At 66.2% G+C, this 14,783-nt stretch carries 11 protein-coding genes and 1 pseudogene; 7 read left to right on the top strand and 5 right to left on the bottom strand.

The genetic code is table 11. From position 1 onward, the window contains the following. Nucleotides 1-74: 74 nt before the first annotated feature. Entirely contained in the window at nt 75-1,400 is a 1,326-nt protein-coding gene (locus tag ACIQVL_RS19655; protein WP_403442520.1) for a DUF3500 domain-containing protein, read from the top strand. A 690-nt stretch (nt 1,401-2,090) separates the two neighbouring features. Here ACIQVL_RS19655 and ACIQVL_RS19650 read toward each other — a convergent pair. The 3 genes from ACIQVL_RS19650 to ACIQVL_RS19640 form a co-directional block, all read right to left on the bottom strand. Next, nucleotides 2,091-2,708 (bottom strand): TIGR03086 family metal-binding protein, encoded by a 618-nt coding sequence (locus ACIQVL_RS19650; RefSeq protein WP_403475935.1) that lies wholly within the window; start codon nt 2,706-2,708, stop codon nt 2,091-2,093. Between the two features lie 688 nt (nt 2,709-3,396). Continuing rightward, complete coding sequence (locus ACIQVL_RS19645; protein ID WP_403442525.1) at nt 3,397-3,819, bottom strand: VOC family protein; 423 nt, start codon at nt 3,817-3,819, stop codon at nt 3,397-3,399. Between the two features lie 228 nt (nt 3,820-4,047). Further along, a complete protein-coding gene (locus tag ACIQVL_RS19640; RefSeq protein ID WP_403442528.1) occupies nt 4,048-5,046 on the bottom strand; it encodes a hypothetical protein in 999 nt (332 codons plus the stop codon). 257 nt (nt 5,047-5,303) lie between these two features. Between ACIQVL_RS19640 and ACIQVL_RS19635 the strand changes: the two are divergent. From ACIQVL_RS19635 to ACIQVL_RS19610, 6 genes and pseudogenes are all read left to right on the top strand, one after another. Then, nucleotides 5,304-5,426 (top strand): annotated as a pseudogene (locus tag ACIQVL_RS19635) (helix-turn-helix domain-containing protein); the annotation flags it as partial. Between the two features lie 75 nt (nt 5,427-5,501). Continuing rightward, nucleotides 5,502-5,699: a hypothetical protein gene (locus ACIQVL_RS19630; protein WP_403442530.1), complete on the top strand. Its 198-nt coding sequence runs from the start codon at nt 5,502-5,504 to the stop codon at nt 5,697-5,699. 612 nt (nt 5,700-6,311) lie between these two features. Then, nucleotides 6,312-7,070, top strand: a complete 759-nt coding sequence (locus tag ACIQVL_RS19625) for an SDR family oxidoreductase (protein WP_403442532.1) — start codon at nt 6,312-6,314, stop codon at nt 7,068-7,070. A gap of 16 nt (nt 7,071-7,086) precedes the next feature. Continuing rightward, the gene (locus ACIQVL_RS19620) at nt 7,087-7,746 is read left to right on the top strand and encodes a TetR/AcrR family transcriptional regulator (protein ID WP_403442535.1); all 660 of its coding nucleotides are present in this window, start codon (nt 7,087-7,089) and stop codon (nt 7,744-7,746) included. Between the two features lie 1,162 nt (nt 7,747-8,908). Further along, nucleotides 8,909-9,664: an SDR family NAD(P)-dependent oxidoreductase gene (locus tag ACIQVL_RS19615; protein WP_403475934.1), complete on the top strand. Its 756-nt coding sequence runs from the start codon at nt 8,909-8,911 to the stop codon at nt 9,662-9,664. 76 nt (nt 9,665-9,740) lie between these two features. Continuing rightward, nucleotides 9,741-10,520: an SDR family NAD(P)-dependent oxidoreductase gene (locus tag ACIQVL_RS19610; RefSeq protein WP_403442540.1), complete on the top strand. Its 780-nt coding sequence runs from the start codon at nt 9,741-9,743 to the stop codon at nt 10,518-10,520. 543 nt (nt 10,521-11,063) lie between these two features. Here the strand turns inward: ACIQVL_RS19610 and ACIQVL_RS19605 are convergent. Beyond that, nucleotides 11,064-11,204: a hypothetical protein gene (locus ACIQVL_RS19605; protein ID WP_403442541.1), complete on the bottom strand. Its 141-nt coding sequence runs from the start codon at nt 11,202-11,204 to the stop codon at nt 11,064-11,066. Between the two features lie 859 nt (nt 11,205-12,063). Beyond that, on the bottom strand, nt 12,064-12,996 hold the full coding sequence (locus tag ACIQVL_RS19600; RefSeq protein ID WP_403442544.1) for a LysR family transcriptional regulator: 933 nt from the start codon (nt 12,994-12,996) through the stop codon (nt 12,064-12,066). Nucleotides 12,997-14,783: the final 1,787 nt, after the last annotated feature.

Below are 14,783 nucleotides of genomic sequence, written 5' to 3'. Positions count from 1 at the left end.
GTGGAGTGCGGCACGGTGGTGTCTCCCAGCAGGTGCCGGACGGAACCTGCTCATGGCAAAGGGAGACAGGGACGATGCCCCAGCTGGACAGCGCAGACCACAAGGAACCCAAGCGGCTCGCCGGCCACCGCGCGGAGGCCGGCCGACGCAACTTCATGCGGAGGGTGTTCTTCGCCTCGGGTGCCACGGCCGTCGCAACGATGGGCGGAGCCGGCGCCTGGACGGCGCTCGCCGACGATGCCACCGCCGGCTCGGCCGACGTGTCGGCAAGCCCTTCGGCCGGCGGCGCTCCCGACGGCGCGCCGGCCGGCATGGCCGAGCAGGGGATCACCGAGGAGTTCTTCGGCGTGACCACCGACGGCAAGCGGATCGACGACCTGTTCACGATCCACTCCACCGGAGTGAGCACCGCCCCGGTCATCAGCGCCGTCAACGACTTCCTGGATGGCCTCACAGCCGACCAGAAGAAGTCGGCCCAGTTCACAGTGCAGTCCACGGAGTGGCGTCTGTGGAGCAACATCGACTTCTACGAGCGTCAGGGGGTGACCCTCGCCGACCTCACCGACAAGCAGAAGCAGCTGGGTACCGCCCTGCTGAAGGCGGCGCTCAGCGCCGACGGTCTTGAGACCACCGAGAAGATCCGTCGGATCAACCAAGCGGCCGGTGAGGCCATCGACAACACGAAGTCGTTCAACGAGGACGCCTACTACTGGACTGTCATGGGCACCCCGTCCGCCGACGAGCCGTGGGGCTTCCAGTTCGACGGCCACCACCTGGTCATCAACTACTTCGTCCTCGGCGACCAGGTCGTCATGAGCCCCTGTTTCTGGGGGTCCGAGCCGACCTCGATGGAGATCGACGGCGAGACCGTCACCGTCTGCCACGAAGAGGTAGCCGCCAGCCTCGCGTTCGCCAAGTCGCTCACGGCCGCACAGCAGAAGGTCATGATCGCCTCGGCGACCAAGTCGGACGAGTCGATGAAGGCCGGCGCCTTCTCCGACAACAGCGTCCAGGCATACGAAGGCCTGCGCGCCCACGCCCTCAACTCCACGCAGAAGCAGAAGCTGCTCGGCATCGTGGACGCCTTCGTCAGCCGCGGGAAGGCCGACGTGGCGCGCGTACGCATGGCCGAAGTCCGCAGCCACCTGGACGACACTTACGTCACTTGGGCAGGCGGCACGGGCGACGACGACGCCTTCTACGTCCGCGTGCAGAGCCCCGTCGTCTGGGTCGAGGTCGACTGCCAGGCCCCGGGGCCGCTCGCGGGTGCGTATGGCGCCAAGCAGGGGGACGCTCCCACGCAGAAGCACGTACACTCCGTCATCCGTACGCCCAACGGCAACGACTACGGCAAGGAACTCCTGCGTCAGCACTACCTGACCTCTCCGCACCACCGGTGAGCTGACCGAGGGCAGTACGCCATCACCACCGCAGGTGGCGACACGCCCTACTCCCGCACGGCGATGGGGCTCGCCGACAGCACGCAGGGGGTTTTGACCACCGAGGTCGAAGCCCCCTGCCTCCGCGGGGCAGGCCTGCTCGAGTGGGGTACCAGGGGTCACTCGGCGATTTGTCCGTGAGACCGTACGGTAAGTCGCATGGGCAGGGCGGTGTCGCCGATGGTTGACCCGATCGGCTGGAATCGCGGCCGCGCCCAGCAGGTCGAGCCTATGTAGCGGCAGGCCCTGGTCAGTTCGTCCTTCTGCTCGGCCAGGTCCCCGCTGGCTAAACGAATCAGGACGGCGAGGTCGGAGAAGAGGGGCCTTCCGCAACCTGCTCCAACAATGGTGCGGCCAGCAGCCGTTGACGTGAGTAAGCGAAGTCGAGCGGGGTGTGCCGGAGGGACAGCGGGAGCCAGACCGTCCCTGCCGGGAATCTCAGGTGATGTCCGCCGCCCTCACCCGCGGCGGGAGATGTATGTACGGCGGCAGGTGCATGTGACGAGGAGTGCAGACGCGGCATTTGCACTGTGCGGGGTGGCTCGGAGGCCCTACAGCTTGCCGAGATCGGGGAGCCGCACGCCGGCTCGGGCCAGGTCCGGCTGTCTGATGGCGGATACAGGCACGGCACGCACGGGAACCTGCCGATGCTCAACTTTGCCGAGGAGTTGCATTCCTGGGCCGAGGAGTCCAGTTCGGGTCGCGTCCGCTCAGGCCGAGCAGTTTGTCCAGGTCGGATGCGCCGGCCGGCAACGCGACCTCGGGACCGAACATCCGGTGTTGGCGGCCCTGCTCGATCCTCTTGGCCAGATCGCCGCGGACGAACTCCAGAACGTCGTCGGACCATTCCGCGTCCAAACCGGTCGCGCGGGCCAGGTCCCAGCCGTGCAGGACCAGTTCAGTCAGGACGACTCCGCCCACCACCGCGGCGGGCCTTTCGTTACCACCCAGCGAGACGGTCCCCTCCCAGGCGGACGGCTCGCTCCACGCCGCGACGAGTCGGTCGATCTCCTCTTCGAGCCGCGCCGCCCAGTCGTCACCGATCAGATCCGCGGTGCTTTCGGCGGGCGGCGGCACCTGCTCCTTGCGTGCCACGCTTCCCAGGGCCAGGGCCCCGGACAGCTGATGATTGACCAACTGCCGCACGGTCCAGTCGCTGCACGGCGTCGGGGCGGAAAGCTGATCGGCCCCGACTTGGCGGACTACGCCCACGGTGGGTGCCGCCGCGGCCGTGAGCAGCGGAGAGACGGCAAAACGAACAGCCTGCATCAGTAGCAACTCCTCAAGCGATGACGGGCAGGTCCATGCCTGTCAGCGTAAGCAGCCCGTCCTTGCCTGGTGCTGTCCCTTCGGCTGGCCGTAACCGTCCGAAAGGGCAGCGGGGGCCGGGCCACTCCTTGGCAGACACAGGCACCGCGCTCCTGCCGAAAGCCTGTTCTCGCAACAGGTGGAGCAGCTCCGTGTGTGAGGCAGGTTCGGCAGCAGCGTCATGCTCCGACACGTTACGCACCGTTCAGCAGTAGTGCCCTACTGCTCAATGACAGCGCCTCAGGGGAGAGGCGCGAACCACGTCCCGTCACCAGGGCGAGTCCCCAGATTGATCACGACTCGATAGATCCGGGCCGACGGCGCGGCCCCAGCGGAGATCGACGCCCGGCTGACCTTGCCTTCGGCGTTCAGCGACTCGGCGGGACGCAGCTTGACGGTGGTCCCAGCCCGGGGGTACGCCGTCGAGCGCAGCAAGGGTCAACCGGCGGAGTTTCGCCCGAAGACAAAGACCCATATGCCGAGCCGGGCTGGGCCATGCTCACGGGGCGGATGCGATCAACAGTCCTGACCGGCTCGGGCCACCCTGCCGGTGGATCACTTCCTGGACCGAGCGGCTGATCCACGACGTGTCAGGGTTTTCCGAGCCGGAGCCCGTCTCTCAGCCCTAGGCCGCTCGTCCGCTCCGAGGTCAGCTCCGCCTGTGGTGGACACCCCCATTGGCGAGCGTCTCGTCACTGTAGGGGACGGTGAGGAACTCCATGACATGGCTGTCAGGGTCCTGGATGTACACGCCGCGACCGCCGTCCAGGTGATTGATGGTCTGCGGCTCGGCGCACTGAGGGTCAGCCCAGTACGGCAGGTTGCGCTGCTGGATCCGCGCGAAAATAACGTCGAACTCCGCGTCCGTGACGTGGAAGGCGTAATGGGTGGGTACCCAGTCCTTTCCCTTGACCAGGTGCTCGGCATAGTCGAGGGAAACCTCGTTGTCGAGACGGACGATGACGAACGGGCCGCCTTCCTTGGGCTCGGGTGCGCCGAGCAGGTCGGCTATGAAGCGGGCACCGGAAAATTTGTCGGTGCTGTGGACAATGGTGTGGTCGAGCCTGGGCATGAAATTTCCTTCCCCGATGCGACTTTAGCGATGGGCGCGTATTGACGCTAAAACCTCGACCGTACTTGAGGTCAAGTTAGGGATCGCTTCGCCTGCTCCGCGCTGCCCCGATCATCTCCACGTCTTTGCTGTCCGATCCTGCGGCATCGCGGTACGCCGTTTCGGCGCAGGCGGGAACGTGCGGGAGTTGACGGACGTCCCCGCCCAAGAAGAAACCAGCCAGCCCTCTCAGCTTTCGATGGTGAGTGACTGGATGCGGTTGAGTTCCGCCCCGGACACCAGGGAACCGTCCCAGACGGCGGTGAAGTGGGAGATGCGTCCGTCTTGGTCCAGTTCCAGGGCTGCTCCGCCACGGTGCACCGGACCGGTGGTCTGCTTCCACTCGTAGCCGCCGCCGACCGTGCTGCCCACGACGTGCCGCACCTGCGCGCCGAGGCCGTAGGGCAGGTGGTGCAGCGCACGGCCGAGGTAGGAGCGTATGGCCTGTTGTCCGTGGACGCCGGTGTGGAGGACCCGGTCCTCGAAGATCCCGTCCGCGCTGAACAGTGCGCTGGCCGCGACGGCGTCACCTGCTGCCAGAGCCTGGGCCAGCGCGTGGGCGGTTCGTCGCATCGCGGGTGCGGCGTTCTCGCCCACGGCCTTCTCACCGAAGTCGTCGGGGAATTGGTCGGCGGGCGTGCGCTGGGCGGCAATGTCCGCGAGGGTGAACTCCCGGCCGTCCCAGTAGTCGACCCATCGAACGATCTGGCCGTGCCTGAAGTCGACGAATCCCAGCGGGCGCAGTTCATGACCGAACAGCTCCGGGGTGTCGGTGAACATGACCAGCGCGCTGTCCGCGTTGCCGAGGATCTTTACCGGGTACGACTCGGCCGTGGCGGGCCACATCGGCATAATTCTGGCGAAGAGGTCGTCGAGGGCCTGCCATGACAGAGACCAGCCGAGTATCGCGTCGACGTAGATGACCTGCCGGGAGAAGTGGGCCATGGTCATTGCGGGCTTGCGATCCGTCTTGTCGGTGAAATAGTCGCTCAGCTGCCGCACCAACTGCGGGGTGGCACGTGCGACATCCACGGTGTGGTCGAGAAAGCGGGTGGTGCCGGGAATGTGTACCCGGCCAGACGTGGCGGCCGCCGCGGCCGGGGCGGTGGCGGTGGCGATGCCGCCAACGAGCGCTGCCGTCAGCAACTGACGTCGTCCCGTGGTCGGGCGGGGATCTGGATCCATCATGGCTCGCTCCCTCCGCTCGCCAGCCGTCCCGGGCGCCGATCTGCAGTGCTCGCCGCCGGCTGGGCAAACGCAAATGATGCAACACGTAAGGCCGGTGACGGTTTATCATACTCGGCGCATGATTCTCTAAGGGTGCGAGAACCACATCACACATCGCGTATGAGTATTGACCAGCCTGGAGTCATGCCCCCCCGACGCCTGTCCACCGCCGCCAGCCGACCCCGAGCAACCCCCGCGTCCAGCGCACCCGCGCCCGCATCCTGACCATCGCCCGGGAACTCCTGCCCCAGGTCGGACCCACCGGACTCACCTACGCCCTGCTGGCCGAACGCGCCGACGTCACCCGCCAGACCCTCTACCGGCACTGGCCCGACCGCGCCACCCTCCTCTTCGACCTCGTCCTCGAAGGACCCGAGATCGGCGACTACCCCGAACCAGGCAGCGACGTACGCACCGTGGCCACCGCCTGGCTGAGGAGCCTGCGCACCGGCATCAACGTCCCCGCAATGCGCACCGCCCTACTGGCCGTCATCGCCCAGGCCGACCACCACCCCGACAGCGCCCAGGCACTCACCCGCATCAGCGAGGACCGGCGAGCCGCCCTGAACCAGGTACTCAAGCCGTCCGGCATCCAGACCACCGCCACCCAATAACCCGCCGCCCTGCGACGAGGCAGCACCTTGCCGCAAGCACTCGCCCCAACCGGAACCTGATCACACCCCGTCCCGGAGAGCACCGGGCCGCCGCACCGACCAGCACACCCGCTCACCGCTCTTGACGGTTCGGCAGCGCCCGGCCCGGCATCGAGCACGTCGGGGACAACATCACCCTGGCAGGACATCCTCGCCTGCCCGTTCGGCACCAAGTCCGTCGAGCCGAAGGGCGCCGTTCCTCCACACCCGCCCCACCACCCGGCCGTGGCAACGGCACCGAGACGCGCCGGCAGCTGGATCCGCTCGCCGAGAAGCTGCCGGCACGCGCACCCCGCGAACAGGGCGCCATCGGCCTCCACTCCACCCACGCCTCCCCCTCCAGGCGCGGACGGCCCTACAGGACAGCCACCCACAGCGGGTTCGAACAGTGCGGGGACGAGACCTCCAGCGGCGATATCCGGCTTCAGAGGCAGCCCCCGGCCCAACCCGACGTGGCCTACCTCACAGGGCGGCCCGAGCAGTCGGGCGTGTGACGAGAGAACGTCTGGAACGGAGCGCTCCGTTCCAATAGGATTGCTGTGCAATACATGGACACACCGACGTGGAGGACACATGAAGGCGACACCCAAGCCGACGGCCCTGGTGACGGGCGGCAGCCGGGGAATCGGCGCAGCCACTTCGCGTGAACTTGCCGGCCGGGGATACCGCGTAGCTGTCAACTACTTCTCGAATGCCGAGGCGGCCGACCAGGTGGTCAAGCTCATCGAGGCCGACGGAGGCGAGGCCTTCGCCGTACAGGCCGATGTGTACGACCCCGCCCAGGCGGCCGACCTCCTGAGGCGTTCGGCTGTCGACGGGCACCTGGACGTCCTTGTCTGCAACGCAGGCGCCCTCTTCACACCTACCCCCGTGCAGGCTCTGACCTGGGAGGACTTCAGGACGAAGGTGACGAACGAACTCGCGTCCGTCTACACCCTCACCCAGCAAGCACTAGCGATCATGCACGCCAACGGGCAAGGCCGGATCGTGTACGTCTCCAGCACCGTGGCCGACGGTCCCCCCGCCCCGGGCATGGCCGCACATGGCACTGCCAAGGCCGCCCTGAACGCCTTCGCCCGCTTCGTCGCCTACGAGGCCGGACCACTCGGAGTCAACGTCAACGTCGTCGCCCCCGGCTTCGTCCGCACCGAACGCAGTGCCCGAACGTCGCAGGAGTTCCAAGACCGCATGGCGGAGCACACTCCGCTCGGACGGGTCGCGGAGCCGGAGGATGTGGCCCGAGCGATCGCGATGCTCGTCGGAGATGAAGCCGACTTCATCACCGGCTCGGTTCTCACCGTTGACGGTGGCCACGGGGTGGCCCGACGGTAGAGGAGAATGGTTCGTCATGGGTGACACGCACACAGGTACGCCGCGCGGCCGGATGCGGGAGGCGGACCGTAACGATGTCCGCCTCATGAAGGCAGCGCGCGAGGTCTTTGCCGAGCGCGGCTGGGATGCCCCCGTCTCGGAGATCGCCCGTCGAGCCGGCATCGGCATGGGCAGTCTCTACCGCCGTTATCCCAGCAAGGAGCTGCTGGCCGAGCGGATGCGGATCGTCGGCATGGAACAGCTCGTCGCCCAGGCACGCACGGCTCTCGCCGAGGAGCCCGATCCCTGGGCGGCCTTCGTCCGCTTCCTGCGGGACGCGTTGTCCTCCCAGGAGACAGGCAATCCTCTTCTCCCTCTGGTCGGAGGCCGCCTACCCGCCACGGACGACGTCGTGATTGCCGCCAACCTGCTGCGGGCCGCGTTCGAGGACCTGGTGGAACGCGCCCACCGGGCCGGAGCACTGCGCCCCGATTTCACCTCCGCTGACATCCCGTTGCTGCTCGAACATCTCTCCGTACGGATACCCGCCACCGGCGAGCGCGCCGCAGCGCTCCACCTCCGGTACCTCGACCTGGTCCTCGCCGGGCTGCGCGTCACGACCGCCGACCAACCCACCGCCCTGCCGGGCCCGGCACCCAACTGGGCGGAACTCAGCGACATGTGGAACGCGCCTTGAAGAGGGGCCTGCTCCATAAGCTGGTCAGTTTCCCTCGGTGATGATCAGGACGGCTTGGAAGCGGACGGCGATTTTGTCGCGCCGAGTGGTGACGTGGGAGCCGGTTGATGCCGTTCTCGACGGCGTGGCACAACCGGCGGCCGCTCTTGGAATCCTCGGCCTTGCGGTAGACATCCAGGTCCTCCTTACGGGGGGATGCACGTCTTGCTTCCGCGTGAGCGCAGATATGCGCGGTTGCCTCGGCCGGTGGCAGCCAGGACCACGCGGGGGCAGATGCGGGGGCGACCCGCACCTGAGCGGCCACGCGGATACAGCGCAGGACGGGGTTGAACTGCGGGCTGTCGCCACGATGCCCGGCGGTCACGCGCAGGGCTAGGACCTCCTGCCCCTGCTCACACCCAGACGGATTCGGCCCAGCCTGTGATCTGCCGACTCGTCGTGCACGCCCGCCGCATGATTCCTTCTGCAGATGCCCGTCGTTGCGGACACCAGCGGTGTGCGGCTGGGCGCCGCTGGTCATCGGTCACCTTGAGGATTTCCCGCACCCGGTCGGAGGTCTCGGCGGCGACGGACAGCGCGGCCCAGACCTCCCAACGGAGGCGCCGGTGTCGCCGTCGCCGACCTCGTCGACGAAACCGACCGCCCCGGCTTCATCGGCCCTTGAATCAAACGTCACGAGAAGCCGACCCGTCACAAGGGCCTCCGAAGCCGCGCAGCGGCGTGGTGGCCCTGCGTCGCGGAACCAAAAGGCCTGGTGTGCCGGGCAGGAGATGCCCGACAGCCTGTGGAAGATCTGGGCCATGATGCACGGCTACGCGGCGTCCTGCCTGGCTCGCGCGGGCATCCTGCCCGCCGCCTCCGGCCCCACACGTAATGTGATCGGCCCCGTCCAGCTCCTCAGAATCACAGGATCAACAACCTTGTAACTGGCCCTGGGTCGACTGCGGCTCGCGCTGTGGGCACCCAATCCTTCGCATGCCGACGGGCCGGACGATGCAATGCCGTCATGCATGCCATGCATGAAGATGCTTAATACAAGCCATTTGCTCGATATTTAGTTATCAGTCATCCTACGAGCAAGTCAGACAGGGCCGTCGGGCAGCGACCATCCTTCGGTCTTTCGAGAGTACGGTTCTCCGGTCGCCGGAAGAGGAGGTTGGCGATGGATCTCGGGTTGACTGGCAAGCGTGCGGTGGTATCGGGAGGCAGCCGCGGGATTGGCAGGGCAATTGCCCGCCAGCTTGCCCTGGAAGGCGTAGATGTTTCGATCGCTGCCCGAACGCGCGAGGCCCTGGAAGCGACGGCCCGGGAACTCGCGGAGGAAACCGGCCGAAAGATCGTGCCGATCGTGGCCGACGTCAGCGATGACAGCTCCGTCGAAGCCATGGTCGCAACGGCGGCGGACATGCTCGGTGGCATCGATATCCTCATCAACAACGCTGCCGTTCCGGGTGGACGCAAGGTGGCGGCGATTGAAGAGATGGACGTCCGCCATCTGCTCGATGATATCGATATCAAGATCGGTGGCTATCTGCGTGCCGCACGCGCAGCCTCGCCCTACATGGTGGAGGCGGGCTGGGGCCGGATCATCAGCATCGGAGGCCTCGGAGCGCGCCTGTCAGGAAACTACAGCGCGGCGATCCGGACCGCCGGCGTCTCCGCACTGACGAAGAACCTCGCCGACGAACTCGGCCTGAAGGGCGTCTGCGCCATGGCCATCCACCCCGGCGTCATGCCCACGGATGCGATGCCCGCAGATGTACAGCAGCGCCTCGCCGCCGCCACCAGCAGCGGCCGACTGTTCGATCCGTCGACCATTGCCTGGCTGGCCACGATGCTGGCCTCTCCCAGCAGCACGGCGCTGAACGGACAGACCATCCAGGCCGGCGGGGGGATCAAGGGAATCATTGAGTACTAGGATTGAGACTCCAATCCCGAAACGAATGTTCACAAGCGAATACAAATGTCCGCGAGAACACATCGGATGAGTAGAGATGACGGAATTTGACGGCAAAGTAGTGATGGTCACCGGCGGCGGCAGTGGAATCGGCGGACAATGCGTCAGCCGCTTTCTGGATGCCGGCGCCCGCGTCGTCCTGTTCGATCGAAACCCTCCGGTTTCGGAGGCTGTCCTGGAGAAAATGGATAGCGACAGGTTGCTGGCACTGCAAGGCGATGTTTCTGTGGCAGAGGACGTCAAGGCATGTGTCGACACGGCGGTCCAGAGGTTCGGGCGCCTTGATTACGGAATCAATTGCGCTGGGATATCGGGGACGAACACACCCTTGCTCGACGAACCAGACGACGCGATGGACAGGCTACTCGCGATCAACGTGCGCGGCACCTTCCTGTCAATGAAGTATCAACTGCTGGCAATCAAGGCGAGCGGGCACGGCGGGGCAATTGTCAATGCGGCATCGGTATTCGCGTTCCGATCGTTTGAGACCTTCGGCCTGTATAGCGCCAGCAAACACGCCGTCGCGGGCTTGACCAAGGGAGCAGCAGTCGAGATGGCGACGTCGGGAATTCGGGTCAATGCGATTGCACCCGGGCCGATCTACACTCCGTTCATGGGCGACCTTCCAGAAGAAGGCATGGCGTGGGCGATCCAGTCGGTCCCGATGAACCGCTTGGGTGAACCGGACGATGTCGCCGGTGTAGTGACCTGGCTGTGTTCGGAGGATGCCCGCTTCGTCACGGGTGCAATTCTGTCCGTCGATGGCGGCATCAACGCCAAAATGTACTCTGGCGGCGGCTTTTCAACCGGTGCGTAGATCTGAGACAATTGGTTACCGCGCCTTAACTCATGAAGTCGTCAGGGCAAGGGATGGGCTTGTCCCAGCGAGACATCCTCCGACGAGGCGACGGCGGTAATTGATTTCCCTCGTCACGTTTTTGATCTTCTGGATGACGTCTCCGGATCTCTAGCCTTTGATCCGGATACGGGTTTATGCGGCTGGGGCGAGCACAGTTGGTGCTGTACCGAGTGCCGTCTCGAGAGGTCTCGAGAGGGATCGGGCTGCGGTTTTCCGGGGCTGGAGTCACGGCAAACGGAATTGTGGTGGTGACGCTGACGGAACAGCGAGAGCCTCGCCTCGCGCTCGTCGGCGAACGCCCAAGACGTATTGCTTGCCCCCGGGATCCGTGCGCAGGGCGGCGAGGCTGCCGAGGCAGCGCTCGGTTGCGACCAGGGAGTCGGTGACGGCCTCGGAACGCATACGATCCACAATGGCCCAGCAGGCCGGCCGCCATGAGGCAGGCCGATGGACGTGACCACATACAGGCACTTCTCGCCGGTCAGCGGGATAAAGATGATGTCACCGAACGTCCGTCGTGTTCGGCGTCTGAGCAATGAAGTTCCATCCGATCAGGTCCGGCGCCTTCGGCGCGGACTGGTCCGGGACCATGCTGCGGTTCTTCGTGGGCAGCCTCAGGCCCGCCAGCCCGATGAACTGCATGCGACGGACAACACCCTTGTGGGTACCGCGTTCGTCGCCGTCCGCGCAGTTCGGCTGTGATCCTGGGAACGCGGTAGGTGCGCGACGCCACGTACCGCACCACACCGTATCGGCGTTGAGGGTAGGTCCTGGGCCTTGGAGCGGGAGCCAAGCCGCTGTCCGCGTCAGCAGGGCGAATCCAGTTGCGCAGCGTCTCGGTGGGGACGACCAGATCGGCGGCGGACTTGCTCCTCGCTCCGGGCCGGACCGCGTAAAACGCGACGGCCTCCGCCTTGACCTCCGGTGGGCAGTGCTTCATGTCCACGGGACATCTGCTCTCCTAGACCATCGAGATCCAAGTGTCCTGAGTGTCCAAGGCCGAGAGTCCAGGGCTCATCGCCACCCTCGAACTGCGCCGCCGTCAACGGGTCCGCGGCGAGGACCACGTCCGTGCCGTCCACCTCACCGGCGTGCGCAGCCTTCCCCTCCACAACACCGCACAATCAAGAGACGTGACGCAAGATCATCCGGGTCACCCTCATCGGCCACGGCCAGGCTCTGAGACCCCCGCGGCCTGCGGTTGCGCCTGTTCTCCACCGCCACCCAGTCCGTCTCCCGGACGGCGCCGCATCCTCCGTCCCGCCGGGAACTGGCCCCGTATCGATGTGGCCATCTGAGCCCTGGACCAGCTTCGCGTCCTCCCAAACCTCGTCTGCGCAGCGCCTTCTCGTCCCTACGAGCAGGACTACCCCTACCCGAACCGAGGAACCCCGCGCACCCGACGCGACAACCGCGCACTCAAACTGCTCGGACTGTGCCCCCCCAAGGCTATTCATGAGGGCCCGTCAGCAGGCTGACGGGCCCTCATGAATAGCCAAAGTCAGCAGTTGCCGGCTTTGAGCAGCATCTTGCAGAGCCACGCCAGATCCGGCTGCCCAGCCAGTTGACGAGATACCAGAATGTAGGTGATGAAGGGATCGATGGTGACGGGAAGCGGGAACAGCGTCAGCGCAGCCGTCTCAGCCAACTTCTCCGCAGCCCGGCGGGGAAGCGCGCAGATCAGATCGCTCGATCCGATGACGAACGGCAGTGCCAGGAAATGTCTGACCGTCAGGACCACACGCCGGCGATGGCCCAACCCATGCAAGGCGTCGTCAAGCGGTCCGTGGACACTTCCGTCCCACGACACCCGAGCATGCGGCAGATCGACGAACGTCTCCAGACTCATTCGCCCGTGCTCCAGCCCGGGATGTCCCCGGCGAGCCACGCCGAAGAACTCGTCTGTACTCAGCGGCGTCATTTCGATCCGCTGCGGAATCTCTCTCGCCTTGGGCATGGAATCGAATGGGCCCAGGGCCAGGTCGAGATTACCTCGGTCCAGTTCATCCACGACCGTTTCGGGGTCCAGAGTGAGCGTTCGGAATTCGACCCCCGGAGCAGTGGTGATCAATTCGGACATGATCGGGGCTATAACCATGAGGACGCTGAGATCATGGGCCGCGATCCTGAACGTCCGGCGTGCCTGGCCGGGGTCGAACGGAGCAACCGGTTGCATGATTCCGCGCACGTGAGCAAGGACATCCGCGATCGGCTCAGCCAGTTCGCGGGCTCTGGGCGTTGGCTCGACGCCCCTTGGATGGCGGGTGAAAAGAGGGTCGTCAAACAGAGCGCGCAGCCGGTTCAGAGCGTGGCTCGTTGCGGATTGGGACAATAGGAGCCGCTCGGCGGCGTGCCCTACGTGCCGTTCGCGCATCAGGGCATCGAACACCACGAGCAGGTTGAGATCAACGCGCGTGAGGTTCGGTTCGCTCATGATTTCAGTCTATCCTCGATTGTGCACGCGCCCAGCTGGCCGAAGGTCTTGCGGAGTTTTCTGCCACTAAGCAGGTCGATGCTCCTGTGGATGTCGAGCGGCTGGTGCTGCTGTCACCCCGGTTCGCGGGTGATCGTCTGGTAGATCTCCCGTGCGATGTACCGCTTCCGGCAGTGGATAACTTCTCGACGGGTTTTGCCTTCACTGATGCGTCGCTCCACGTAGTCGCGCGAGCGGGTGCCCCAGCACAGGCCGGCCAGGACGATGGCGCAGAGCGCGGAGTTGGCTTGCGGTCGCCGCTGCCGTTGAGCCTGCGCCCTGGGCCTTGCCGGAGGACGCCTCCACGGGCTGACGCTGCGGAATGCGCGAAGGGCGCTTCATTTGCCGATCCGTTGTGGGTTGTCACCGGCCGCTGTCGGTAACGCGGCAGCGCTGCCGGGCCGATGCGGCAATTGATGCGCACGGTGAGGTCGTTGATCTCTCCGTTGAGAGCTGGATTCGCCGAGCCGGCAGTCGGAGCGTGTGACGGGACGCTCCTGCCGGGCCGATCCCGTCCACGGCCTCCGGCTCGCAGCATCAGCGGATGAGCTGGAGTCGCTCAGCCCGGTTAGTGACTCGCGCAGAGCAGGATCCGCGGACACCCGGACGGCCTTGCGCTGGTTGACCGCCTGCGAGCGGTACTTGATGGCGAAGCCCTTGGACATCTTGAAAATCCGGACGGCCACCAGCGGCCTGTCGCTGCTCTTGGCGTTGGTGGTTGGGCCCGGCAGGACAGCACCGCTTGGGCGGCAGCCGCCGCGTCGATGGCGTCGGTCCTGCCGCGCCAGCGGCGGGGGGCCTTGTCGCGCTGGTTGACCTCGATGACCGTGACGCCTTCGCGGTGCAGGTAGCGTGCCAGCGCCGCACCGTAGGGGACGGTGCCCTCGGCGTCGGCCCGTTGGAGCCGCCTGAAGGTGTGTGCCCAGGCCAAGAATGCCGGCAGCCCTCCTGGGTGGTCGGGAAGGTGTGGGTGTCCAGCATGGTCCCCGTCGTGGTGGTCACCGCAGCGACGAGAGTGTCCGTGTGGGTGTCGACTCCGGGTACGACGTACCCGTGGCCGACGCCGTGTCGGTGTGGCGGTCCGGGACTGTGACGCCCCTGTAGTGAAAGCCCCGGTCGGGGCACGCACAACGTGCTTGTCGGCCTGGGCCCGCCGGCGGTGCCGCAGCTCCAGCGCGGCGTTCAGGACGTCCTCGGTGTTGGTGGCGAACGCCGTCAGGTGCCTGCCGTCGGCATCGGAAACGCAACTGGGCACTGTGGTGCGGGCGTTCCGTGCGGACGATCAGCCACATACTCCTAGGCCAATCGTTCAGCACATCTCCAGCGAGTTCGGCGCCCCAGCCACCGTCACGGATCTCACCGCCGGGTTCGACGGCCGACTTCTACGCGGAGGCGGGAACCTGCAGCACCGCCTGATGGATCTGCTCGGCGCCGGTCATGCCCACCAACTCGCCTGCCCGGCCAGCAGCCCCGAGACCCGCTCTCCGGGGCCGTCGCGTCGGGGTGGGCCAGCACCAGCATGCCGTCCAGGTGCACGATCACCTGCCCGTCGGTGTGCGGAGCATCCGGCCCGGCCAACTGCCACGCATCTGTCGGGGACTTCGGCTTCGGGGGTTCGGATGGCTGTCAGTTCCCGAGCGCCGGCCACGGCGAGCATGCCGGCCAGGCAGAAGACGGTCGGGTCGTGGGCCACCGGCCCGAAGACGGCAGGTTCGGCGTGCGGCATCGCGACATCGGTCAGGCAGTCC

Source organism: Streptomyces sp. NPDC090499 (assembly GCF_044769305.1).
Taxonomy (GTDB): domain Bacteria; phylum Actinomycetota; class Actinomycetes; order Streptomycetales; family Streptomycetaceae; genus Streptomyces.
Note: the sequence above shows the minus strand (reverse complement) of the source record. Positions and strands in the feature narration are given on the sequence as shown.

Bases quoted from the DNA above. Each gene is read 5' to 3' on its own strand.
- ACIQVL_RS19655 (WP_403442520.1), top strand. From the start codon at position 75: ATGCCCCAGCTGGACAGCGCAGACCACAAGGAACCCAAGCGGCTCGCC.
- ACIQVL_RS19650 (WP_403475935.1), bottom strand. From the start codon at position 2,708: ATGCAGGCTGTTCGTTTTGCCGTCTCTCCGCTGCTCACGGCCGCGGCG.
- ACIQVL_RS19645 (WP_403442525.1), bottom strand. From the start codon at position 3,819: ATGCCCAGGCTCGACCACACCATTGTCCACAGCACCGACAAATTTTCC.
- ACIQVL_RS19640 (WP_403442528.1), bottom strand. From the start codon at position 5,046: ATGATGGATCCAGATCCCCGCCCGACCACGGGACGACGTCAGTTGCTG.
- ACIQVL_RS19625 (WP_403442532.1), top strand. From the start codon at position 6,312: ATGAAGGCGACACCCAAGCCGACGGCCCTGGTGACGGGCGGCAGCCGG.
- ACIQVL_RS19620 (WP_403442535.1), top strand. From the start codon at position 7,087: ATGGGTGACACGCACACAGGTACGCCGCGCGGCCGGATGCGGGAGGCG.
- ACIQVL_RS19615 (WP_403475934.1), top strand. From the start codon at position 8,909: ATGGATCTCGGGTTGACTGGCAAGCGTGCGGTGGTATCGGGAGGCAGC.
- ACIQVL_RS19610 (WP_403442540.1), top strand. From the start codon at position 9,741: ATGACGGAATTTGACGGCAAAGTAGTGATGGTCACCGGCGGCGGCAGT.
- ACIQVL_RS19605 (WP_403442541.1), bottom strand. From the start codon at position 11,204: ATGCAGTTCATCGGGCTGGCGGGCCTGAGGCTGCCCACGAAGAACCGC.
- ACIQVL_RS19600 (WP_403442544.1), bottom strand. From the start codon at position 12,996: ATGAGCGAACCGAACCTCACGCGCGTTGATCTCAACCTGCTCGTGGTG.